Annotated in this window: 20 protein-coding genes; 8 read left to right on the forward strand and 12 right to left on the reverse strand. The window is 66.6% G+C overall.

The features are described from left to right. Positions 1-71: 71 nt before the first annotated feature. From G6N57_RS07895 to G6N57_RS07905, 3 genes are read right to left on the reverse strand one after another with little or no spacing between them, the layout of a single operon-like run. Complete coding sequence (locus G6N57_RS07895) at positions 72-776, reverse strand: queuosine precursor transporter (RefSeq protein ID WP_077739970.1); 705 nt, start codon at positions 774-776, stop codon at positions 72-74. Positions 777-788: 12 nt separating this feature from the next. After that, entirely contained in the window at positions 789-1,739 is a 951-nt protein-coding gene (locus G6N57_RS07900; protein WP_077739971.1) for an ABC transporter substrate-binding protein, read from the reverse strand. 16 nt (positions 1,740-1,755) lie between these two features. Beyond that, positions 1,756-2,889: a YeiH family protein gene (locus G6N57_RS07905; protein ID WP_077739972.1), complete on the reverse strand. Its 1,134-nt coding sequence runs from the start codon at positions 2,887-2,889 to the stop codon at positions 1,756-1,758. Positions 2,890-3,155: 266 nt separating this feature from the next. Here G6N57_RS07905 and G6N57_RS07910 point away from each other — a divergent pair, with 266 nt between their 5' ends. Together G6N57_RS07910 and G6N57_RS07915 are read left to right on the forward strand one after the other, a co-directional pair. Next, the gene (locus G6N57_RS07910; protein ID WP_097925848.1) at positions 3,156-3,446 is read left to right on the forward strand and encodes a hypothetical protein; all 291 of its coding nucleotides are present in this window, start codon (positions 3,156-3,158) and stop codon (positions 3,444-3,446) included. Positions 3,447-3,484: 38 nt separating this feature from the next. Then, a complete protein-coding gene (locus tag G6N57_RS07915) occupies positions 3,485-3,802 on the forward strand; it encodes a heme-binding protein (protein ID WP_077739973.1) in 318 nt (105 codons plus the stop codon). Positions 3,803-3,825: 23 nt separating this feature from the next. Here G6N57_RS07915 and G6N57_RS07920 read toward each other — a convergent pair whose 3' ends face one another. Then, the gene (locus tag G6N57_RS07920) at positions 3,826-4,428 is read right to left on the reverse strand and encodes a TetR/AcrR family transcriptional regulator (protein ID WP_077739974.1); all 603 of its coding nucleotides are present in this window, start codon (positions 4,426-4,428) and stop codon (positions 3,826-3,828) included. A gap of 90 nt (positions 4,429-4,518) precedes the next feature. Here G6N57_RS07920 and G6N57_RS07925 point away from each other — a divergent pair, with 90 nt between their 5' ends. Together G6N57_RS07925 and G6N57_RS07930 are read left to right on the forward strand one after the other, a co-directional pair. Further along, complete coding sequence (locus G6N57_RS07925; protein WP_077739975.1) at positions 4,519-6,120, forward strand: amidohydrolase; 1,602 nt, start codon at positions 4,519-4,521, stop codon at positions 6,118-6,120. Between the two features lie 11 nt (positions 6,121-6,131). Continuing rightward, the gene (locus G6N57_RS07930; RefSeq protein WP_077739976.1) at positions 6,132-7,475 is read left to right on the forward strand and encodes an APC family permease; all 1,344 of its coding nucleotides are present in this window, start codon (positions 6,132-6,134) and stop codon (positions 7,473-7,475) included. Between the two features lie 91 nt (positions 7,476-7,566). Here G6N57_RS07930 and G6N57_RS07935 read toward each other — a convergent pair whose 3' ends face one another. Continuing rightward, the gene (locus G6N57_RS07935; RefSeq protein WP_077739977.1) at positions 7,567-7,989 is read right to left on the reverse strand and encodes an organic hydroperoxide resistance protein; all 423 of its coding nucleotides are present in this window, start codon (positions 7,987-7,989) and stop codon (positions 7,567-7,569) included. 110 nt (positions 7,990-8,099) lie between these two features. On the opposite strand from G6N57_RS07935, the gene G6N57_RS07940 reads away from it, so the two are divergent. Continuing rightward, the gene (locus G6N57_RS07940; protein WP_077739978.1) at positions 8,100-8,543 is read left to right on the forward strand and encodes a MarR family winged helix-turn-helix transcriptional regulator; all 444 of its coding nucleotides are present in this window, start codon (positions 8,100-8,102) and stop codon (positions 8,541-8,543) included. On the opposite strand, the gene G6N57_RS07945 is transcribed toward G6N57_RS07940, so the two are convergent. The 3 genes from G6N57_RS07945 to G6N57_RS07955 form a co-directional block, all read right to left on the reverse strand. Then, on the reverse strand, positions 8,522-10,504 hold the full coding sequence (locus G6N57_RS07945; RefSeq protein WP_097925830.1) for a universal stress protein: 1,983 nt from the start codon (positions 10,502-10,504) through the stop codon (positions 8,522-8,524). The genes G6N57_RS07940 and G6N57_RS07945 overlap by 22 nt on opposite strands. A gap of 209 nt (positions 10,505-10,713) precedes the next feature. Continuing rightward, the gene (locus G6N57_RS07950) at positions 10,714-11,739 is read right to left on the reverse strand and encodes an alcohol dehydrogenase catalytic domain-containing protein (protein ID WP_077739979.1); all 1,026 of its coding nucleotides are present in this window, start codon (positions 11,737-11,739) and stop codon (positions 10,714-10,716) included. A 2-nt stretch (positions 11,740-11,741) separates the two neighbouring features. Next, a complete protein-coding gene (locus G6N57_RS07955; RefSeq protein ID WP_077739980.1) occupies positions 11,742-13,658 on the reverse strand; it encodes a flavin-containing monooxygenase in 1,917 nt (638 codons plus the stop codon). Positions 13,659-14,043: 385 nt separating this feature from the next. Between G6N57_RS07955 and G6N57_RS07960 the strand changes: the two genes are divergently transcribed. After that, positions 14,044-14,562 (forward strand): FBP domain-containing protein, encoded by a 519-nt coding sequence (locus tag G6N57_RS07960; protein WP_077739981.1) that lies wholly within the window; start codon positions 14,044-14,046, stop codon positions 14,560-14,562. On the opposite strand, the gene G6N57_RS07965 is transcribed toward G6N57_RS07960, so the two are convergent. After that, complete coding sequence (locus G6N57_RS07965) at positions 14,556-15,446, reverse strand: crotonase/enoyl-CoA hydratase family protein (RefSeq protein ID WP_077739982.1); 891 nt, start codon at positions 15,444-15,446, stop codon at positions 14,556-14,558. The genes G6N57_RS07960 and G6N57_RS07965 overlap by 7 nt on opposite strands. A gap of 128 nt (positions 15,447-15,574) precedes the next feature. Between G6N57_RS07965 and G6N57_RS07970 the strand changes: the two genes are divergently transcribed. Then, positions 15,575-17,044, forward strand: a complete 1,470-nt coding sequence (locus G6N57_RS07970; protein WP_077739983.1) for an amidase — start codon at positions 15,575-15,577, stop codon at positions 17,042-17,044. 47 nt (positions 17,045-17,091) lie between these two features. On the opposite strand, the gene G6N57_RS07975 is transcribed toward G6N57_RS07970, so the two are convergent. After that, positions 17,092-17,418, reverse strand: a complete 327-nt coding sequence (locus G6N57_RS07975) for an MmcQ/YjbR family DNA-binding protein (RefSeq protein ID WP_077739984.1) — start codon at positions 17,416-17,418, stop codon at positions 17,092-17,094. A gap of 363 nt (positions 17,419-17,781) precedes the next feature. On the opposite strand from G6N57_RS07975, the gene G6N57_RS07980 reads away from it, so the two are divergent. Beyond that, the gene (locus G6N57_RS07980; protein WP_077739985.1) at positions 17,782-18,210 is read left to right on the forward strand and encodes a hypothetical protein; all 429 of its coding nucleotides are present in this window, start codon (positions 17,782-17,784) and stop codon (positions 18,208-18,210) included. Here G6N57_RS07980 and G6N57_RS07985 read toward each other — a convergent pair. Together G6N57_RS07985 and lysE are read right to left on the reverse strand one after the other, a co-directional pair. After that, on the reverse strand, positions 18,203-19,120 hold the full coding sequence (locus G6N57_RS07985) for an alpha/beta fold hydrolase (protein ID WP_077741830.1): 918 nt from the start codon (positions 19,118-19,120) through the stop codon (positions 18,203-18,205). The genes G6N57_RS07980 and G6N57_RS07985 overlap by 8 nt on opposite strands. Positions 19,121-19,213: 93 nt before the next feature. Next, positions 19,214-19,813, reverse strand: a complete 600-nt coding sequence (lysE, locus tag G6N57_RS07990) for an L-lysine exporter (RefSeq protein WP_077739986.1) — start codon at positions 19,811-19,813, stop codon at positions 19,214-19,216. Positions 19,814-20,773: the final 960 nt, after the last annotated feature.

The raw sequence follows: 20,773 nt of genomic DNA on the forward strand, positions 1-20,773 counted from the left end.
CTGAAGCTACCCGCGAGTAGCTAAGAAAGCGCCCGCTCTATGAACCTTGCCAGAGGTGCCTTATCGAAGCCTCAAACGGCGGCCTGATAAGTGGGCTCGCGGCGCTTGATCGCGGCGATCACGCGGTAGGTGATCGGCAGCATGATCACCTCGACGGCGGTCTTGTAGACCCAGCCCAGCGCGGTGTAGGTGACGAAGTCGCCGAAGGTGCTGATCCCGATCGCACTGGCCGCGATGCCGCAGAACACCAGGGTGTCACCGAGCTGGCCGGCGAAGGTGGATCCGACCAGGCGGGCCCACAGGTGCTTCTCCTTGGTTCGTTCCTTGATGGCAACGACGACCCAGGCGTTGATGGTCTGCCCGACGATGAACCCGGCCAGGCCCGCCACGATCAGCTGCGTGTAGGCGTGGACGATGTTCTCGAAGTGCTCCTGATTGGTGTAGAAGTCCGCCGCTGGGAGATAGATGGTGATCCAGAATGCCAGTGCGGCAAGAGCATTCATCGAGAATCCGAGGAAGATGGCGCGGCGCGCGGCCTTGAACCCGTACACCTCGGAGAGCACGTCGCCGATCACGTAGGTGAGCGGGAAGACGATGAAGCCGCCGTCGGTGATGATCGACCAGTTGCCGATGATCGGGCCGAAGGCGACGCCCTTGGTGGCGGTGACGTTGGAGATGATCACCAGTGCCGTGAAGACCGCGACGAGCACCGGATAGTAGGCCGAGCCGACGATGGCGGTGCCGCGGTGCTCGGAGTGTTCCTTGGTGCTTGTCACCCGGTCATCTTGTCAGGTCAGTGCCTGGTTGAGCAGTGGCGGCAGTTGGTCGGCCACCACGGGGTAGGACAGCGGAGAGGCGAACGCGATGGCGCCGGCCAGGTCTTTGGGGGTGAAAACGTGCCGCTTGCGGGTGGTTGCCCGCAACTCGGCGATCGTTGGGTCGGCGAGCAGGGCGTCGCGCTCCTGATCGCTCTCGGTGGTCCAGATCAGCACGTCGGCGGCGTCGAGCACCGAGGCGAAGTCTGAGCGCGGGATCAGCTCCGGTGTCGGGGGAATGACGAAGCCCATCTGAGTGAGGAACTCGGTGCGCCACCCCGTCTGGGTTTGCACGCCGTCGCGGAACAAGGTGCCGGCCAGCAGCATGGCCTTCTTGCCGGCGAATCCCGGGTTGTTGGTGGCCACCGTCTTGAACCTGTCGTCCACCCCGGCGATCAGCCCAGTCATCGCGTCGTTCTGGAACAGCGCCTGACCGATCAGGGTGGCCTGGTCGCGCCACGGTTCGAAGAACGCGTCGGGGCCGGACTGCGCGATGGTCGGCGCGATCTCGGACAGCTTGGCGTAGGTGTCGGCGTCGAGTCCGGCGTTGGTGGCCACGATCAGGTCCGGATTGAGCGCTTTGATCTCGTCGACCTGGATGCCGTCGGTCAGGCTGAGCACGGCGGGCTGGGCGCCCCCGAGTTTCGGTTGCGCCCAGGGCCACACCGCGTGCGGCTCGCCCCCGAACCACTCGGTCGTGGCGACCGGGACGACACCGAGGGCCAGCAGGTCGTCCTGTTCGGTGAACCCTGCGCTCACCACGCGTTTCGGCGGTCCGGGGATGTTGGTGTCGCCGAAGAGGTGGCGGACGGTTACCGAACCGTCTTTTCTGACTTCGCCGGGCTTTTGCGTGCTACATGCGGCGACCAGGGCCATCGCAGCGGTGACCGTGAAAAACCCTCGCCGTGACCAGGTTGTCGGCACTTAGCCAGGGTAACGGCTACCCCGTGCCGAAGCTGCCGAACAAACCGCCGAAGAGCAGGGAGGCCAACCCGAGCGCCACCACGATGTTGACCACGGTCGCCGCCGCGAACAGCACGATGGGCCGCCAGCCTGCCTCCTTGAGGCCGCGCAGCGAGAACTCCAGGCCGATCGCGACGAAGGCAAAGATCAGGAACCAGGTCCGCAGGTCGTTGACCGTCGCGATGGCCGCCTTGCCGTCGGCCGCGAACTGCAGATACAGCGTGCCGACGACCGAGGCGGCGATGAAGCCGAGGACGAATTTCGGGAACCGGTCCCAGAATTCGCGCAGCGACGGACGTGCCACCGTCGGGTCGGGCGTGTCGGACTGGCGCTCGACCTTCAAGGCGAAGTAGGCGGTGAGGGCGATGGCGACGATGCCGATCAACGCGTTCTGTGTGGTCTTGACGATGGTGGCGATTTGCAGCGCGTGCTCACCGGCGATCGTGCCTGCCGCGGCCACGGCCGCGGTGGTGTCGATGTTGCCGCCGATCCAGGCCCCGGCGACCGCGTCGGACAGCCCGAACACGTCGGCCAGCCACGGCAGCAGGAAGATCGAGGGCAGGGCGAACACGATGACGAGCGACGCCGCGTAGGCCAGTTGCTCCTTGCGAGCCTGGACGGCACCTGCGGCCGCGATGGCCGCACTCACCCCGCAGATCGACACCGCCGAGGCGAGCAGTGCCCGCAGTTTGTCGTCGAGTCCGAGTCGTCCGCCCAGCCACCAGGTGAACCCGAAGACGATCGAGATCAGCAGCAGGGCTTGGATGATCGCGGGCCCCGCGGCGGTGGCGAGCACCTTGAGATTGATCGAGGCGCCGAGCAGGACCAGGCCGGTCTTGATGAAGAACTCGGTGCGAAAGCCCTGCGACAGCACGTCACGGAGCGCGAACCTCGCCAAGACGGCATTGCCGATCAGGCCGAGAGCGATTGCGTAGACCGGGAATTCGACTGACTTGGCGACTTTGGCCAACGGGGTTCCGGCGGCCCAGTGGGGCACCTGGGTCTCCAGGAATCGGGTCGCTGCGCCCAGTGCGATGACCACCAGCACGCCGGCGACGGCGTAACCGAGCTTCGATGAGCGCTCTTCGGAGCGTTCCTCGGTGCTGGTCATGGGATCACGCTGCCGGGGATGGCACCGACGAGCACGAGGGTCAGTAGGGTGAGGCCGACGATCACGGCCAGCCAGTCTTCGTTCACGCGCGTCAGGCTAGAGAGCTCCAAAACCGCCGGGGAGCCTTGCGATCTGTGCGAATACAACCGGTTACGAACGAGGTGCATCCTGGCAGGGGACCGGTTATTGTCGATCCCGCATATAGGGCGTCCCCCGGGAATTATTCTCGACTCACGGGGACCTACTGAGGAGTGGTCATGCGGAGCATGTGGCGTCCAGTGTTACTCGGCCTGGCCAGTTTGACTGTACCGATCGCCGTCGCCTCCGCACCGCCGGCCGCCGCTGATTGTGTCGATGCCGGCGGTTCGACGGTGTGCGCGCAGGGCAACGTCCGCGGCGGGGGTCCGACCCCGCCGAAGGCCGGTCCCTACTACCCGTATCCGTGTGCCAACGACTGGTATTGCGGTGACTGGGGCCTCGAGATCAACCTCGACCCCGGCCGACCTGACAACGGTGGCGGCGGCGGTGGCGGCGGTTGGCGCCCCGGGCGTCCGTGAGCCTCAGCTCAGTTATCCGAGTCGACTTAGGAGCCACGATGTTCTCCCGTGTGATCGCCGCCGGCGCAATCAGCTTGTCGCTCTTGGCCGTTGGTGCGCCCGTCGCCGCAGCGGAAGGGCCGAACTGCACCGCTGCCGACCTGGCCGGTGTGATGGCCGGGGTCCGCGCGGCCACCTCGGCATATCTGTTCAGCCATCCGGACGTCAACGCGTTCTTCACCAGCCTCAAGGGGCAGTCCAACGAGCAGATGGCCGATTCGGTGCGGGTCTACCTCCAGGACAAGCCGGAGATCAAGGCAGAGCTGACGGGTATCCGGCAACCGGCGACTGATTTCCGCAACCGCTGCGGCGGATAGTCGCCTTTTCGCGGTCAGGTAGGTCAGGTCCGGACCAGTCCGCGCAGGAGCACCGCCAGACCGTATTCGAAGGCATCGTCGGCACGCGCCGGCCGGGGCGCGCCGGTGGCCAGCGCGGCGGTCAACTCCGGACCGACCGGATCCCCGGACTCCCACGGTTTGTCGGGGGCAGTGAGGTCGAGGGCCGACCCCAGCACGTAGTTGTCGACCAGGGTGATGGTCCGCAGCGTGTCGGTGGGGCTGAACCCGGCGCGGGTCAGGGTGACGGCCAACGCGTTGTACATCGTCAGCGCCTGGCGGCTGTTGACGGCGTGGGCGGTGAGCAGGGGAATCAGCCGCGGATAGCGGGCGAAGCTGTTGCGGTACGAGCGCATGATGTCGGCCAGGATCTCGGCCCACGGCCGGTCGGCGTCGACGTCGGGCAACTCGACTTCCGACATGGCCCGTTCGCGGAGCAGTTCGACGATCTGCTCGCGTCCGGACACGTGGTTGTACAGCGACGACGGGCTGACCTTGAGCCTGCGGGCCAGTTCGGGGATGGTGAATCCACCGGTTGTGTTGACGAGATTCATTGCCGCACTGGTGATCCGGTCCATTGACAGGATCGGTGTCGATGGTCGCCCCATGACCTGTTCCCCCTTGATTTCGTCCCACCGCTTGCCAACTTGGTGGTCTGGGTCACAGAATAAACGAATTCCATTCGCTTTAGGAGTCGCATGACCACTCTGTTCCATGGCGGTGTCATCTGGACACCCACGATGACCACCGATGCGCTGCTGGTCGGCGATGGCGTGGTGCAGGCAGTGGGTGACGACGCATCGGCGTCGACGGCCGATCGGAAGATCGACCTCGAAGGCGGCTTCCTGATGCCGTCGTTCGGCGACGGTCATGCCCACCCGCTGTTCGGCGGTCTGGAGTCGGCAGGCCCCGCGGTTCGGCCCTGCCGGTCGATCGAGCAGATCGTGTCGGCGGTCAAGGAGTTCGCCGACGCGAATCCTGATCAGGAGTGGATCGTGGGCGCGTCGTACGACGGCAGCCTCGCCCCCGATGGCTTGTTCGACGCGCGATGGCTCGACGCGGCGGTCCCGGACCGGCCGGTGGTGTTGCGCGCCTGGGACTACCACACTTTCTGGGTCAATTCGGCTGCGTTGCAGCGCGCGGGCATCACCGCTGACACGCCTGAGCCGGTGCTCGGTGAGATTCCGCGCCGTGAGGACGGCACGCCGCTGGGCACATTGCGCGAGTGGGGCGCCACCGATCTGATCACCGCCGTCATGCCGGCCCGTGACGAGGCCGTCCGGGTCGCGGCGTTGGGTACGGCCGCCGACTACTACCTGGCCCGCGGCGTGACGTGGGTTCAGGACGCCTGGGTCGAACCGGCCGAGCTCGACACCTACCTCGCGGCCGTCCGGCAGGGCGCCCTGCGGATGCGGTTCAATCTGGCGTTCTATGCCGATCCGCGCCACTTCGACACGCAGGTAACGCAATACGCAGCGGCCAGGGACCGGGTTCAGGCCGCGGGCTCGCCGCTGCTGACCGCGCAGACCGTGAAGTTCTTCGCCGACGGCGTGGTGGAGAACGAGACCGGCGCGCTGCTGGAGCCGTATTGCTCGGGCCTGCACTCGCACGGCATGCAGTTGTGGGAGGGCGACACCCTGGCCGAGGCGGCCAGGAGGGTGGACGAGCTGGGTCTGCAGATCCACATCCACGCCATCGGCGATGCCGCGGTCCGCCAGGCCCTGGACGCCATCGAATACGTTGCGCGGCACAACGGTCCGCGGGACCGCCGGCCCGTGATCGCCCATGCCCAGCTGGTGGACGACGACGATCTGGGCCGGTTCGCGGAGCTGGGTGTCATCCCGAACATGCAGCCGCTGTGGGCGCAGATGGACGCCCTGATGACGGTGCTCACGATTCCCCGGCTCGGAACCCAACGGGCCGACCGCCAGTACCGGATGCGCACGCTGGAGAGTTCCGGTGCGGCACTGGCGTTCGGATCGGACTGGCCGGTGTCTTCGGGGGCGCCGCTGGACGGTATCGCGGTCGCGGTGTCGCGGTGCACTTCCGAGGGTGAGCCGGTGGGCGGCTGGACCCCGCAGGAGGTCCTCCCCATCGAGCACGCGCTGACGTCGTACACCACGGCCGTCGCGTATCAGGCTTTCGCGGAAGAGAATTGGGGCCGCATCGTCCCCGGCGCGAGTGCTGACCTGGTCTGGCTGGACCGCGATCCGCGGTATCTGCCGCCGTCGGAACTCCCGGCACTGAAGGTGCGCGCCACCTATCTGCAGGGCACGCAGGTCTATTCGGCCGCGGAATGAGAGGAACTGTCATGTCCGATGTGGCTGAAGAGACCGAGGGCCGGCTACGGCGCGCCCTGGGGCTGCCGTCGTTGGTGCTGTTCGGTCTGGTCTACATGGTGCCGCTCACGGTGTTCACCACGTACGGCATCGTCACCCAGACCACCGGTGGCCGGCTGTCGGTCGCCTATCTGGTGACGCTGGCGGCCATGGTGTTCACCGCCCGGTCCTACGCGGTGATGGCGGTCGCCTTCCCGGTCGCGGGGTCGGCATACACCTACACGCAGAAGACTTTCGGCGCCCCGGTCGGATTCCTCGCCGGCTGGTCCCTGCTACTGGATTACCTGTTCCTGCCGATGATCAACTACCTGGTGATCGGGATCTATCTGCATGCAGCATTGCCCGCGATTCCGTCCTGGGTGTTCGTCGTGCTGGCCATCGCCATCGTGACGGTGCTCAACATTGTCGGCATCGTGTCGGTGGCCAGGGCGAACTTCGTCATCATCGCGGTGCAGGCGATCTTCATCGTGACGTTCCTGGTGCTGGCCACCTCCAAGGTGTTCAGCCTGGGCATGCTCGACCTGATGGCGCCGCTCCGTGGCGACGGTACCGCGACCGGATTCAGCCCCGTGCTGGCCGGCGCGGCGATCCTGTGCCTGTCGTTCCTCGGTTTCGACGCGGTGTCCACCCTGTCGGAGGAGGCCAAGGAGCCCAGACGGTCTGTGCCGCAGGCGATCATGATCGCCACACTGGTTTCCGGCGTGATCTTCGTCGTGCTGTCGTATCTCGGACAGTTGGTGTTCCCGTCCAATCAGTTCGGCGACGTCGAGTCGGGATCGCTTGACCTGATGCTGACCGCGGGCGGACAGTTCCTGCAGACCTTCTTCACCGCGGCCTACGTCGCCGGTGCGCTCGGATCCGCCATCACGTCACAGGCTTCGGTGGCCCGAATCCTGTACGCGATGGGACGCGACGGCATCCTGCCGCGCCCGATCTTCGGCTACGTCTCGCCGCGGTTCGCCACCCCGGTGTACGCGATCCTGGCCGTGTCGGTCGTGTCGCTGCTGGCCACCACGATCTCTTTGGCCACGCTGGCCTCGCTCATCAGTTTCGGTGCGCTGGTGGCATTTTCGGTGGTCAACCTGTCGGTCATCAAGCATTATTTCGTCGACCTACGAGAGCGCGAGGGCATTCAGGTGGTCAGCAACCTCGTCCTGCCGCTGATCGGCTTCCTGCTGACCGTGTGGCTGTGGACGAGTCTGTCCGGGGTCACGCTGATCGTCGGGTTGTGCTGGCTGGCGGTGGGATTCGTGTGGTTGGCCGGAGTTACCCGCGGATTCCAGCGGCCGACGCCGGTGCTGGACATGAAGGAGTAACCCCGGCCGGTGATGGCCGCCGAGTGGCCACTTGTGTCACGCGATTGCCCGAAAAGTGTGCAACAAGTGGCCATTCGACGCGCTACCAGCGTCAGCCCACGCTGATGGTGACGTCGATGTTGCCGCGGGTCGCCTTCGAGTACGGGCAGACCTGGTGCGCGTCGTCGGCGATGGCTTGTGCGGTCTCCCGGTCGACACCCGGGATGGTGACGTTGAGCCGCGCCCGCAGGGAGAACGCTCCGTCGGTGTTGAGCAGGTCTACCTCGGCGTCGACTGCGGTCTCGGCGGGCAGCTTCACGTTGTGCTTGCCCGCGGTGAGGCCCATGGCGCTCAGAAAGCACGCCGACCAGCCTGCCGCGAACAGCTGCTCGGGGTTGGTGCCGGTGCCGGTGCCGCCGGGCGGGGTGAGCTGGATGTCGAGGTTGCCGTCGGAGCTGTAGGACTCGCCCTGGCGCCCGCCGGTGGTGTGGGTCTGGGCGGTGTAGAGGACGTTGTCGGTCTGGCTGGTGGTCACGTCGATCTCCTTAGGTGGATGTCTGGATCCAAGTGGATGCGTTAGAGATGAACGCCGGATGTTCCGAATTCCATCCCATCCGATTGAATCGGATCCGATATAATTTCGGCATGGCACCTCGTCCCCCGCAGCTCTCGGACTTCCTGTGCTTTGCCGTCTACTCGGCCAATCTGGCGTACGGCAAGGCCTACAAGCCGATCCTGGACGCCAAGGGCATCACGTACACGCAGTACATCGCCATCGTGGCGCTCTCGGAGCAGGACCACCAGACCGTCGGCAGCCTGGGGGAGAAGCTGTTCCTGGAGTCCAACACGCTGACGCCCATCCTCAAGAAGCTCGAGGCTCTCGGCTACGTCACCCGGCAACGCGACCCCGGCGATGAGCGCCAGGTCATCGTGAGCCTCACCGACGCCGGCCGCGAACTCCGCGAGGAGGCCTTCGAGATGGACCTCGTGGCGGCGACCGGGCTCTCGTTGGATGAACTCAAGACCATGCAGCGCGGGGTCTCCACGCTCCGGGACAACCTGCGGAACTACCTGCGGGACAACGCCTGATCGCTGTGCTGCTCCGGGACGACCAGGACCGGTGTGCAGGCATGCGCGACGACGGCGCCGGCCACACTTCCTTCCAGGTGTCCCAGCAGTCCACTGCGCCGGTGCGGGCCGACCACGATGAGGCTCGCGTTGTGGTCGCGGGCGGTCTCGACGATGCCTTTCCAGATCGGTGCCGCCTCGACGGCCACGCTGCGGGCCCGGAAGCCGGCGCGGGTGGCCAGCGACGCGCCGTGCGCCGCCGTCTGCGCAGCCGCGCGGCGAACCTCGGTGGCCTGGTCGGCGTCGAAATGGGTCGCCTCGACGGGGGTGAATCCGACGTCGACGGGTTGCCACACGCACACCACCAGGGCGTCGCGCTCGGTCGACAGCTCGGTTGCCGCCTGCTCGATGGCCGAGGCGGCGCGCGTCGACCCGTCGTAGGCGAACAGCACCGGCCCGGGGGACGCAGCAGCGGCGGCTTCGGGCCGCGCGACGGGACGGGCCAGGTCGGGCGTCACGGCCGGCGCAGTCAGGCCGGGCCGCAACCGGGCCAACAGCGGCGGCGAGTACCAGGCCGGCGACTCACCATCGAGGAACTGGTCGAGATCGGGCGTCTGGGGCCGAGCGCCACTGAGCGCATAGACGGCCACCCCGAAGACGGCGCCGCCGACCGCCAGTCCGAATCCGATCCACAGGGCGTCGCCCGCGCCTGCGGTCAGACCGCCGGCCGCTCTGGCAGCGAAATGCGCGAAGATCGGCGCGACCATGAAGGCGGCCACGGCTCGCAACAACTCGATGATCGCGAACACGCGTTGAAGGCTGTTGGACTGCAGCGAGAAACCGGCGACGAACAATGCGGGGGCCACCGTGGCGCCCAATGCCAGCCCGGTCAGCGCCGAGGCCAGTAGTGCCAACGGTTGATTGGCGGGGATGGCGAACCGGAACACCACGATGCCTGCCGCCAGCAGCGCCATGCCGACCAGGGGCAGGTAGTGCATGGCCCGCCGGGAGATGACGAACCCGAACACGAAGGCCATCACCACAGCTCCGCCGAGTTCGGGCAGGTACAGCAGGCCCACCTGCACCGGGCTGTAGGTCTGCATGAACACTTGGGCCGTCAGGGCCGTCGCTGCCACCGAGGCGGCCGCGGCGAACAATGCCAGGCCGACACCGGCGACGGGGATCGAACTGGTCAGCATGGTGCGGACGGTCAGCAATGGCCGGCGGGACCGGAACTGGTAGACGATGAGCACCACGATCAGGGCCAGCCCGCCCAACATCGGCACGATCGCCACCGGGTCGGTGAATTCGTGGCTGGTGAGTTGTGCGGCACCGATGAACGCGGCGGCGCAGCCGACGGACGCCAAGCCGATGGCCCGCAGGTCCCGGGGAGCATCGAGGTCGGCGGGCGGTGCGTCCTCGAACGTCAAAGCGGCCATCACGAGGGCTCCGACGGCGATCGCCGCGATGATCCAGAACAGTGGCCGCCACGCCAGGGCTTCGGCCTGCGCGCCGCCGATGAACGGGCCGAGGGCGACGGCGCCGAACACGCACATGTTCATGATCACGGCCGTATGCCGCAGCTTGTCCCTCGGGAAGCCGATGGTCAGCGGCGGCGCCGCGGCGATCAACAGCATGCTGGTGGCCAGGCCTTGCAGGATGTGGCCGCCGATGAACATCGCCCCGTTGACCGCCGCCGCGGCGAGCACCGACCCCACCACCAGGACGACCGCATAGGCCAGCAGCATCCTGCGTTGAGGCAGATGCTGGGCGAACTGCACGGCCAGGACTGTGCCTACCGCATAGGCGGCGTTGCCCAGACCGAAGCCGAGGCTCATGGTCTGCGCCGACAGGTTCAGCTGCTCGGAGATGATCGGCACCAGCGGATCGACCGCGGCGGAGAGTGCCAGGTAAGGAATCAGCGCCAGGGTGACCATGGTGGCCACCGCGGGATACCGGCCGGCGAGCGGACCCTGGCGCATCAGCGCCGCCCGGTGAGGGCTGTGGGCAGGGCCTGGCGCTGCGGCGCCGCGTTCGGACAGTCAACTAGCGAGTTCGATTGGCGCACGTGTCCGTTTAACTGACCGCAGCGCAGCTGTTATTCCGTTGTCGGCGAGTTAATTCCGGATTGTGAACCGACTCACGAAAATTTGCATAGAGCAACGATGTGTTGTACAGCCACCCGCGACAGCTACGGCTTGAGCTGAACCTTCAGGTCTTCACCCGAGCGGGAGAACGCCTTGGCGTAACCCTCGGCGGCGTCGTTCAGCGACATCGTCGTGGTGAAGATCCCGTCGACATCGAGTCGGCCGGCCTGCAGCAGCGGGATCAGCTCGGGCCAGGTCTGCTGGACCGGCGCGGTGGTGAAACGGATGGTCAGGCTGCGCAGCAGGCAGCCCAGTGCCGGCATCGGGTAGGGCTGCAGATCGTGCACGCCGACGATGGACACCGTGCCGCCGGCGCGGGCGGCGTCGATGGCGTCGTTGATCGAGGCGTCCATGCCCACCGCGTCGATGACCGAGTCCACGCCGAGGCCGCCGGTGGCCTCCCGGATCGCCTGGGCTGATGGCGGGGCGAACGTGATCGCGCCCGAGGCCGCCGCGCGCTCGCGCCGGGCCTCCACCGGGTCCACCGCGAAAACCTTTGCCGCACCGAGGGTGATGGCACTACGCAGGGCGCACATGCCGACCGCGCCCAGGCCGATCACCGCGACCGAGCCGCCGACCGGGATGTCGGCGCGTTTGGCCGCGGCCCAGCCGGTGGCCAGGTTGTCGGTCAGCAGCAGGGCCTGCTCGGTGCTGATGCCGTCGGGCATCTTCAGCAGCTGGAAGTTCGCGCCCGGCACCGCCAGCAGTTCGGCCTGCGCCCCGCCGAGGAACCCGGTGCCGAAGATCTGCGGGCCCTGTACGCAGCGGATCGGGTCGTGGGTGGCGCAGCCGTTGCAGTGTCCGCAGCCGGCCACCGACGACACCAGCACCCGGTCGCCGACGGCGAATCCGGTTACCTCCGGACCGATTTCGACGATCGTGCCGACGGCCTCGTGCCCGACGGACACCGGGTCGGCGATCGGGTAGTGGCCCTCCAGAAAGTGCAGATCCGATCCGCAGATCGACGCGGCCTCGACCCGGACGATTGCCCCGTCGGGCCCGGGCAACACCGGGTCGGGCCGGGTTTCGACGTGGATCTTTCCGGCGCTATCGACGACGACTGCGCGCATGCTCATGCCTCCTGCACTGTGAAGTCTGACCAGACGGGTTCGTTGATGGCGGAACGGTATTCGCTCAACCGCCACGGACTGACGGTGTGGATCTCACCGTCGGCATTCTTGAAGTACGAGTGCTTGATCGAGGGCTGGGCCCACACGGTTTGGCGGATTGCCTCCTGCGAGCGGCGGTGCCACTCCTTCGTCGGCTCCGGTCGCGGCTCCATGGTCCGCAGGCCCTCGGTGATGAGATGCTCCAGGCACTTGTTGATGTAGCGCATCTGCAGTTCGGAGTTGAGGATCAGGCTGCCGCCGTGGGCCAGGTGCGTGCCGGGGCCGTAGGTCATGAAGAAGTTGGGGAAGCCCGGCACCGTGATGCCGCGATACGCGTACGGGCGCTGGCCCCAGACGTCGTGCAGGTCAATACCGTCGCGCCCGGTGATGGTCATCGGGAACAGCACATCGGTGGCCCGAAAACCGGTGGCGTACACGATGATATCCACGTCGTACGTTTTGCCGTCGGCCGTGACGATGCCGGTCGGGGTGATGCGTTCGATCGGCGTGCGGATCAGATCCACATTGTCGCGTTTGAGGGTGCCCAGCCAGCTGCCGTTGTCCTGCAGCGTGCGCTTGCCGGTGGCCGGATAGTCGGGCAGTGCCTTGGCCAGCAGCTCGGCATCGTCACCTACCTGGGTGGTGATCCAGTCGGTGAACATGATGCGGGCGATCGCGTTGATCTCGCTGACCGCGTTGCCCTGGTCGTCATAGTCCGGGTCCACCCGAGCTGCGTCCAGTCCCTTGTCTGCTCCGGGCCACAACAGCAGGAAGCGGTACCACCGGCCGTAATACGGCAGATGCTGCATCGCCCAGCGCACCCCGTCGGCGACGGGCTCGTGGTACATCGGGTTGGGGAACATCCACTGCGCGGTGCGCTGGAAGACGGTGAGGTGCTCGACCTTGTCAGCGATGGCCGGGGCGATCTGAAAGCCGCTGGCGCCGGCCCCGACGAGTGCGACCCGCTTGCCGGTGACGTCGACGCTGTGGTCCCACGCCGCCGAGTGAAATGCCGGTCCCGCAAAGGTTTCCGCGCCGGGGAAGTCGGGGATCTGAGGGCGGTTGAGCTGGCCGACCGCGGTGATGACGGCGTTGGCCTTGAGGGTCTCGGTCCCGTTCGCCGAGCGCACCGTGACGTTCCACATCGCGCCGTCCCACGCCGCCGAGACCACTTCCGTGTTCCACCGGATGTGCGGTTCGAGTTGGTGGCGGTCCACCACGTCTTGGAAGTACCGGCGCAGCTCGGGCTGCTCGGCGAAGAAGTGGTCCCAGTGGTTGCTGGGTTCGAAGCTGTAACAGTAGAAGTGGTTGGCCACGTCGACGCGGGCGCCGGGATAGCTGTTCTCCCACCAGGTTCCGCCCGGGCCGGCGTTCTTCTCCACGATCGTGAAGTCGATGTCGGCCTGCTTGAGGCGTACCCCGGCCAGCACGCCGGATTCCCCGCAGCCGATCACGACGACGCGGAAGCCGCCGGTGTCTTCCAGTGTGGTCGGCCGGCGCGGATCGATGCCCTCGAGGTCGAGTTCTTCGAGGACCAGCGGCAGGTTGTCGTCGTCGACCGGCTCGCAGGCGGCCCAGTCCAGCATCTCCCGGACCAACTCGGCGGGCAGCGGATCGGGGACCGGGCAGCCGCGGTCGCGGTAGTCCGCGATCACCGGCAGCGCGACCTCACGGGCCCGCGCCTTGTCCTCGTCGCTCATGAAGCCCTGGACCTCGTTGAGGAACAGGCCGGCCTGTTTGAACTCGCGGATGAAGCGCGGGTCGCCGGTGATGTGCACGAGCGAGAGCAGCAGCGTCGGGATGCTGACCTGCTCTAACGCCGCCGCGATGTCGGCATCGGGCGTGGTGAACGGCTGGCCGACGTGGAAACTCCGGGTCACGCGGCGTTACGCTACGCGCCGTAGCGTTATGTGACAAGGGGTGATTTTCATCGGGTGAAGAGCTCGCGCTTGCTGGTGCGTGTTCCGCTGCACCGCTTGCGATTCCGGGACCATCGATGGCGCTACCGTGTGGCTGTGAACTCGCCGCGAATGCGGCGGTTGCGCCTGATGGCTCGCGTCGTCAAAAACAAGTTGGTTCAGATTGGCGTCGCTCGCTACCGTTGTCGGCGTGAACATCCGGTTTGAGGAGGTCGTCGGCGCGCGCGCCGACAACAGATGACCGCGCCCCGTCGCCGACCCGTTTTGGGCCGGCGGCGCAGTCGTACCCTCACTCCCAGGGAACCGCACAGGCGTGCGCTCCCCTTTTTTCAGGATGGATTCACCAATGGACGCCTATACCCCTGCCCAGATTCTCAAAGCCTTCCGCGGCGCTACTCGTAGCGAGGTCAAAAGGGTCACCTTCGCCGCGAACTTTGATGCCGTCGACTTCACAACATTGGAGTATTACGGCTGGGCCGACCCCAAGATCCCACGCCGGGCCTACCTCCTGGTCGAGCGGCCAGACGGACCGCTCACGCTGTTACTCAACCGAGCCGCGGTCAAGCCACGGGGTCGAGCCATGTGCACGTGGTGCAATGACGTCAACCTCACCGATGAAGCGGTGCTCTATACCGTTCGCCGAGGTGGGGCAGCAGGCCGCAAGGGCGACACCATTGGCACGATGATTTGCGCGAATTTCGGCTGTTCCCGCAACGTACGGCAACTGCCGCCGGCCTATCACAAGGACACCGACCTCCAGCGGCTACGCGAACAGCAGGTTGAACAGTTGCTACGCAAGGTGCACGGATTTGTCGACAAGGTGCTCGAAACGGAGGACAGAGCCTGGTGTGCGTCTGATCAGTGACGGGCTTCGTCGCCGGCGACCCATTCCTCGTAGAACGGCGGCATCTCGGAAGCTCGCCCGGTGAAGTCGGGGGCACGCTTGTCGAGGAAGGCCCGCACACCGTCGTGGCCGTCGCCGATGCTCGTGTAGAACATCGCCAGTGAGTCCACCCGGTGCGCGTCGACCGGATGCGGCTCGGCCGCGTTCCGGTAGAGCATTTGACGCATGAGCGCGACCGAGACCGGTGAACGGTCGCGGGTCCACGCATCGGCCAGCGCCCGTGCCTCGGCGATCAGGGCGTCCGGTTCGTGGACGGCCTGTGCCAGCCCGATCTCGCGCGCATCGTCGGCGGTGAGGATGTCGGAGCGGTACACCAGGTCCAAAGCCGTTGGCATACCGACGATCCGGGGAAGGAACCAGGTCGAGCAGGCTTCCGGGGTGATCCCGAGCTTCCCGAAGACCAGCCCGAAGCGGGCCTTCGTCGACATGAGCCGGGCATCCATGGCCAGAGTCATCGTCGCGCCGATCCCGACCGCTGCGCCGTTGATGGCGGCGATGACGGGCTTGCGGCAGGCGTAAATCGCCAGCGTGACTCGGCCGCCGGTGTCCCTGACCCGTTGCAACTCGGGGTTGTCCAGGTCGGCCATGTCGGCCAGGCTCGGCGACTTCGACTCGTCGAGGCCGAACACATTGCCCTCGCTGGACAGGTCCATGCCGGCGCAGAACGCCCGGCCCTCGCCGGTCACGATGACCGCACGCACCGCGTCGTCGTCGTTGACCGCCACGAAGGTGCGCTCCAACTCGTCGGCCATCTCGACGGTGAAGGCATTGAGGTTGTCCGGGCGATCGAGGACGACGGTGAGGATCCCATCATTGAGCTCGTGCCGGATCGTCGTGAAGTCCACGGGTGCTCCTCCTCTGTTCGGGTGGTAATCAGCTTGCCCAAGCCCGATTCCCCGGCGACAGCAACCCCCCCACGTTCCGCGTCGGCGGTAGCCCACCGCGCAACGCCGGCGCGGACTAGGTTCGTGGGATGGAGTTCGACGAGTACCGTGCGCACGACGCCACAGCCCTGGCGAAACTGGTTGCTGACAAGCAGGTTTCGGCGGCTGAGTTGCTCGCGACCGCCCGCGAACGGGCGGCGAAGGTGAACCCGCAGATCAATGCCATCGTCCGCGATGTTCCGGCGTCGCCGTCGGATGATCTGACCGGTCCGTTCGCCGGGGTGCCGTTCCTGATCAAGGATCTCGCGCAGGACTACGCGGGTCTGCCCACCTCGGCCGGCTCACGTGCGCTGATGTCGCTGATCATCCCCGAGCACGCCACGGTCGTCCAACGCTGGCTCGACGCGGGCCTGGTCATCTTCGGGAAGACGAACACCCCGGAGTTCGGCGCCAAGGGAATCACCGAACCGGACGCCTGGGGGCCGGCCCGCAACCCCTGGGATCTGGCGAGGTCGCCGGGTGGGAGCTCGGGAGGATCCGCGGCCGCCGTGGCCGCGGGCATCGTGCCCTGCGCGGGTGCCAATGACGGCGGCGGATCGATTCGCATCCCGGCGGCCAGCTGTGGACTGGTCGGGCTCAAGCCGGGCCGCGGTCTGACTCCGTCGGGTCCGGCGACCGCGGAATCCATGCACGGCGCGGCCGTCCAAGGTGTCGTCTCCCGGACAGTGCGCGACACGGCGGGGATGCTCGATGTCCTCAGCGGCGGCGAACCCTGGGGCCCGTACGTGCCGGGGTTGCCCGACGAGTCGTTCGCCTCATGTGTGGGGGCGGATCCCGGAAAGCTGCGGATCGGGCTGCGGGTGCCGACGTCGATCAACCCGGCGCCGCACCCCGAGGCGTTCGCGGCTGTTGAGGCCACGGCGGCCGCGCTCACCGAACTCGGTCACCACGTCGAGGAATTGCCGCGAGCACCGTTCGACGACGCCGCGCTTGCCCGCGACTTCCTGCTGACCTGGTTCGTCTACAGCGCATGGGAACTCGCCGAGGCCAAGCGGCTGACCGGTGCGGGCGACGACGCTTTCGAACGGGACACACGCATCATGGCGGCGATCGGTCGCGCCACCAGCAGTGTCGACTATCTGGACGCGGTGCAGCGGCGCCACGAACACACGCGGCGGCTCACCACGTTCTTCGAGTCGTATGACTTGCTGTTGACGCCCAGCCTGGCGACCCTGCCTCCGCGGATCGGCGAGTTCGATCTGCCGGTGGGGCTGCAGCGTGCTGCCGACGCGCTGATCAAGACCCGCACCGCGAGCATGCTGCGCTACACCAAGATCGTCGACGACATGGTGGACAAGAACCTGGGCTGGGTGCCCTACACGCAACTGGCGAATATCACTGGCCGCCCGGCGATCTCGCTACCTGTGCACTGGACCGCCGACGGTCTGCCGCTCGGCGTCCAGTTCGTCGCACCGCTGGCCGGTGAAGCGCTACTGCTCAAGCTGGGGGCTCAGCTCGAGCAGGCGATGCCCTGGGCGGATCGGTTCGCCCCGGTCTGAGCGGGTGCACCATCCGGCGACTCGCCATACCGCACGGCAGTACGTGGCTACTCCGTCAGTTGGCTCGGCGCGGCCTGCCGCCAGGAGTCGAGCAGGATATCGCGGAGCTCTCGCCGATCCTCCAGCTCAGCCAACCGGACCCGTACCCAGGCCGAGGCGGCCTCGTGTTGGGTGACCCAGAACTTGTGGGGTTCGGCGGCGATCAGTTCCTCACGGTCAAACCTGGGGCAGCGCACCGCAAATGAGGTCTCGTCGTCGGGCACGGTGACGAACATCTTGCCCGCCACATCGAAGGTCGGATGACCCCAGCGTTCCTTCTCGGAGGTCTCCGGGAACGAGAGTGCGGTGCTGCGCACGTCGTCAGCGTCGAGCACGGGTACAGGCCTCCGATCGCGCATGGGTATCCGCTCCGGCAGCCTACCGGGGAGCCATGACGTCACGACCACCTCGGACAGTCACGGACGGCTTCGGGACCCGCATCGCCGACGCGGCGACACAAGCCTATTCGGGCATCAGGCGATCCAGCCCAGGTATGAGTTGGGCATTCGACCGGGGGAATCGACTCTGCTGCGGGCTGTCATCTAGATGGGAGATGGTCAACATCAAAAGCAATCGTTGGACTTGATCGCTCCCGACGGGTCAGATGTACGTATGGCATTCACCCGGCGGCATCGCTGGCGAGAGCTGATGAATGTCGTTACGTCCCAGATTGATTGGTCACGATGAGGAGTTCCAACATGCCCACCGTCCGCTTCCAGATGACGTCAGCGCTGGACCCCGCCGGCCTGATGGACGTACTGACCGACTTTGGGCCGACGCGCCCGCAGCAGTGGCCGACGATCGACGCGGACCACTTCCAGGTGCACTCACTCGGCGATACCTGGGCCGAGGTGACCGAAGGCACTGCGGCGGCGTGGGAGCGCGCCCGCTACGACTGGGATGTTCAGCGTGGGCGCGTGACCGTGACCACTCGCGATTCGAAGGTCTTTGGCCCGGGTGGCGGGTGGACTTTCCAGCTCACCCCGCAGGCAGCCGGTACGCAGGTCGACATCGAATTGGTCCGCGATCCCCAGGGATTCAGGCGCAAACTGCTCGCCGCGCTGTTGTCCGTCGTCGCCCCGCGGGCGCTGAAGAAGTCTTTCGCGGGGCCGCTGCAGGCTAGGTGATCGACCAGAACTCCAGCAGAGTGCGGATGGTCGCCACCAGCGGCAGCGGCTGATCCAGCATCGGGTGGTGGCCGGCCTCGGCGAGTTCCACGAACGGACCGCGCAGTTGCAGCATCGAGCGAATCTGGTCGGCCATCGGAGGGGGAACCACCCCGTCTTCGCACCGCAAATACCCGACCCGGCAAGGGATTCGGGCGAAGGTGTTCTCCAAGATCTCTTCGTCGGCCGCTGTTTCGTCGAGCAGGTGACCGCCGAAGATATCGGGGTCGAACTTCCACACCCATCCGTCGTCGGTCTTGCGGATCGACTCCACGGCGATGTGATGGCCGATGTAGGGCAGCGTCACGTCCTGCTTCGGGACGGCCCGGAACCGGGCAAGGATCTCTTCCTCGGACTGGTATCCCGCCGTGTCCCGGCGCCGGTTGCGCAGCCGGACTTCCTCGGGGGCGCGCTCGCGCAGCGGCGAATCGATGACCAGGATGCTGTCGATCTGCGCGCCGTAGCGGGTGGCGGCCGAGGCGCCCACCCAGCCCCCCATGCTGTGCCCGACGATGGTGGGCCGCGCCGTGGACCCCGAGGCTTCCGATGCCGCGAGAACCTCCCGGGCCCAGATCGACAGGGCGTACTCGGTGCGGGTTCCGCTGTCGCCGTGCCCACTCAGGTCGGGTGCGATGACCCGATGGGTGCGGGCGAAGAACGGGGCGATGTGATCCCACCATCCCGAGTGGGCTCCGCCGCCGTGGACGAACACGAGCGGAGGCTTGTCCGGGTCACCCCAGCTGCGCACACGGATCGGACATCCGTCGACGTCGATGGTGGAGTGCTCTGGCGTCTGCTCCAGAGCGGAGGTGAACCAGGCCGGAGCATCCGCCATCGGATGCGGGGCCGGCGCCGGTTCACGGCGGAACATGGGACTCACCTCGTAATTCTGTCTCATGCCCGGAACCCGCTCGACACTTGCCTGACGAATTTCTGACCGCGCCCAGGTGGCGGCGACCGGGGCTCAGGACACTGCGAGGCTTACGCCGAGCGCCACCATCATCACCGCGATGACGCCATCGAGAATGCGCCAGGTCATCGGGGTCGCGAACAGTCCGGCCAGCCGACGCGCGCCCAGACCGAGGCCGGTGAACCACACCGCACTGGCAGCCACCGCGCCGGCGCCGAACAGCCACCGCTGCTCCTGATGTTCGTTGGCCAGCGAGCCGAGCAGCACCACGGTGTCCAGATACACGTGCGGGTTCAGCCAGGTCAGCGCCAGGCAGGTGACCAGCACCTCGGCCAGGCGGGCCGGGGTGCGCTCGGACGGGTTGAGTGTCGAGGGCCGGAAGGCGCGCCGCGCGGCCAGGGCGCCGTAGCCGATCAAGAACGCCGCCCCGCCGAACTTCGCCACCGTCATCGCGTCGGGATGCGCGGTGATCACGGCGCCGACGCCGGCGATCCCCGCGGCGATCAGGATCAGGTCGGAGACCGTGCACAGCGCGATGACGGCGACGATGTGTTCCCCACGGATGCCTTGGTGCAGCACGAACGCGTTCTGGGCGCCGATCGCGGCGATCAACGCCATGGTGGTGAGGAATCCGACGAGGACGGGTGAAGCCATGTGTTCGAGGCTATGGACGTGCGGGGATCAAGTACAGCTAATGATTCTTCAGATGCATAAGCATGGCTTAATCGGCGATTGCGCCTCCCGGGCTTGTCCGCCCCCGCCGCCACCAGACGTCATTGAATGATGGTTCGACGCTACGCGGACCTCTCAGCAACCTAGATCAGCGTCAGAGAAGGGCGCTCGTCATCTTCTCGGTCGTCCCCACTGAGGTGCAGTAGCCGACTACTGAGTGCAGCTCGCCGACTGGCCGTGAAGATCGGACAGGTGAGCGCCGGGCTCACGTCATCGATAGGAGGAGCGATGATCAAGAAACTGTTTGTCACCGCGGCCGCAGCGGCAGCCATCTCAGTGCCGCTCGCTGGAGTCGCATGGGCAGATCCACCGACCGATCCAAGCTCCGACGGCAACGGACTGGGTTCCGGGGGCATCCCACGGAAGGTCGGCGACGTAACGACGGCTGTGGGTGTGAATCCGAACCCGGGTGCCCCGGAAACTCCGGGCGCGACATTCAACGACGCCAAGGATGAGTTTTCGGGCAGTACTCCCGATGCCTATGGGCAATGGGTAGATAAGTACATCGCCCCGCCATTGGGACTTCCGTCCTTGGGCCGCACCCCGCCGGGGATGGGGACCAAGGCGCTTACGCCCGGGTGCAGTCACGGGAAAACGGCTGGTGGTCTGAAGGTCTGCCCCTAGCGAAGAACAAATTGAGCTGCAAACCGGTGTTGGATCAGGTTCAGCGGCGGAGCCGGGATATTTAACGGGTGGGTCACAAAATGCTGACGACGACTCTCGGCTCCCGCCTTTGTGGGTAGTCTCTGCGACCGGGTGATCAATTCGCCCTCAGCGACAACGGCTTTCGGCTTCATCTGCTGCGTCCACCAAGGGGGTCGGTGTGGTATGCAGCTGCCTTGTTCGCGTTTGGGTCTACTCGGGGAATCGCAACCAGGAGAA

The sequence above is a fragment of the Mycolicibacterium boenickei genome, assembly GCF_010731295.1.
GTDB classification, from domain to species: domain Bacteria; phylum Actinomycetota; class Actinomycetes; order Mycobacteriales; family Mycobacteriaceae; genus Mycobacterium; species Mycobacterium boenickei.

Coding starts and splice junctions, on each gene's coding strand:
- G6N57_RS07905 (WP_077739972.1), bottom strand. CDS start 2,889: ATGACCAGCACCGAGGAACGCTCCGAAGAGCGCTCATCGAAGCTCGGT.
- G6N57_RS07910 (WP_097925848.1), top strand. CDS start 3,156: ATGTGGCGTCCAGTGTTACTCGGCCTGGCCAGTTTGACTGTACCGATC.
- G6N57_RS07915 (WP_077739973.1), top strand. CDS start 3,485: ATGTTCTCCCGTGTGATCGCCGCCGGCGCAATCAGCTTGTCGCTCTTG.
- G6N57_RS07920 (WP_077739974.1), bottom strand. CDS start 4,428: ATGGGGCGACCATCGACACCGATCCTGTCAATGGACCGGATCACCAGT.
- G6N57_RS07925 (WP_077739975.1), top strand. CDS start 4,519: ATGACCACTCTGTTCCATGGCGGTGTCATCTGGACACCCACGATGACC.
- G6N57_RS07930 (WP_077739976.1), top strand. CDS start 6,132: ATGTCCGATGTGGCTGAAGAGACCGAGGGCCGGCTACGGCGCGCCCTG.
- G6N57_RS07940 (WP_077739978.1), top strand. CDS start 8,100: ATGGCACCTCGTCCCCCGCAGCTCTCGGACTTCCTGTGCTTTGCCGTC.
- G6N57_RS07945 (WP_097925830.1), bottom strand. CDS start 10,504: ATGCGCCAGGGTCCGCTCGCCGGCCGGTATCCCGCGGTGGCCACCATG.
- G6N57_RS07950 (WP_077739979.1), bottom strand. CDS start 11,739: ATGCGCGCAGTCGTCGTCGATAGCGCCGGAAAGATCCACGTCGAAACC.
- G6N57_RS07960 (WP_077739981.1), top strand. CDS start 14,044: ATGGACGCCTATACCCCTGCCCAGATTCTCAAAGCCTTCCGCGGCGCT.
- G6N57_RS07970 (WP_077739983.1), top strand. CDS start 15,575: ATGGAGTTCGACGAGTACCGTGCGCACGACGCCACAGCCCTGGCGAAA.
- G6N57_RS07980 (WP_077739985.1), top strand. CDS start 17,782: ATGCCCACCGTCCGCTTCCAGATGACGTCAGCGCTGGACCCCGCCGGC.
- G6N57_RS07985 (WP_077741830.1), bottom strand. CDS start 19,120: ATGTTCCGCCGTGAACCGGCGCCGGCCCCGCATCCGATGGCGGATGCT.
- lysE (WP_077739986.1), bottom strand. CDS start 19,813: ATGGCTTCACCCGTCCTCGTCGGATTCCTCACCACCATGGCGTTGATC.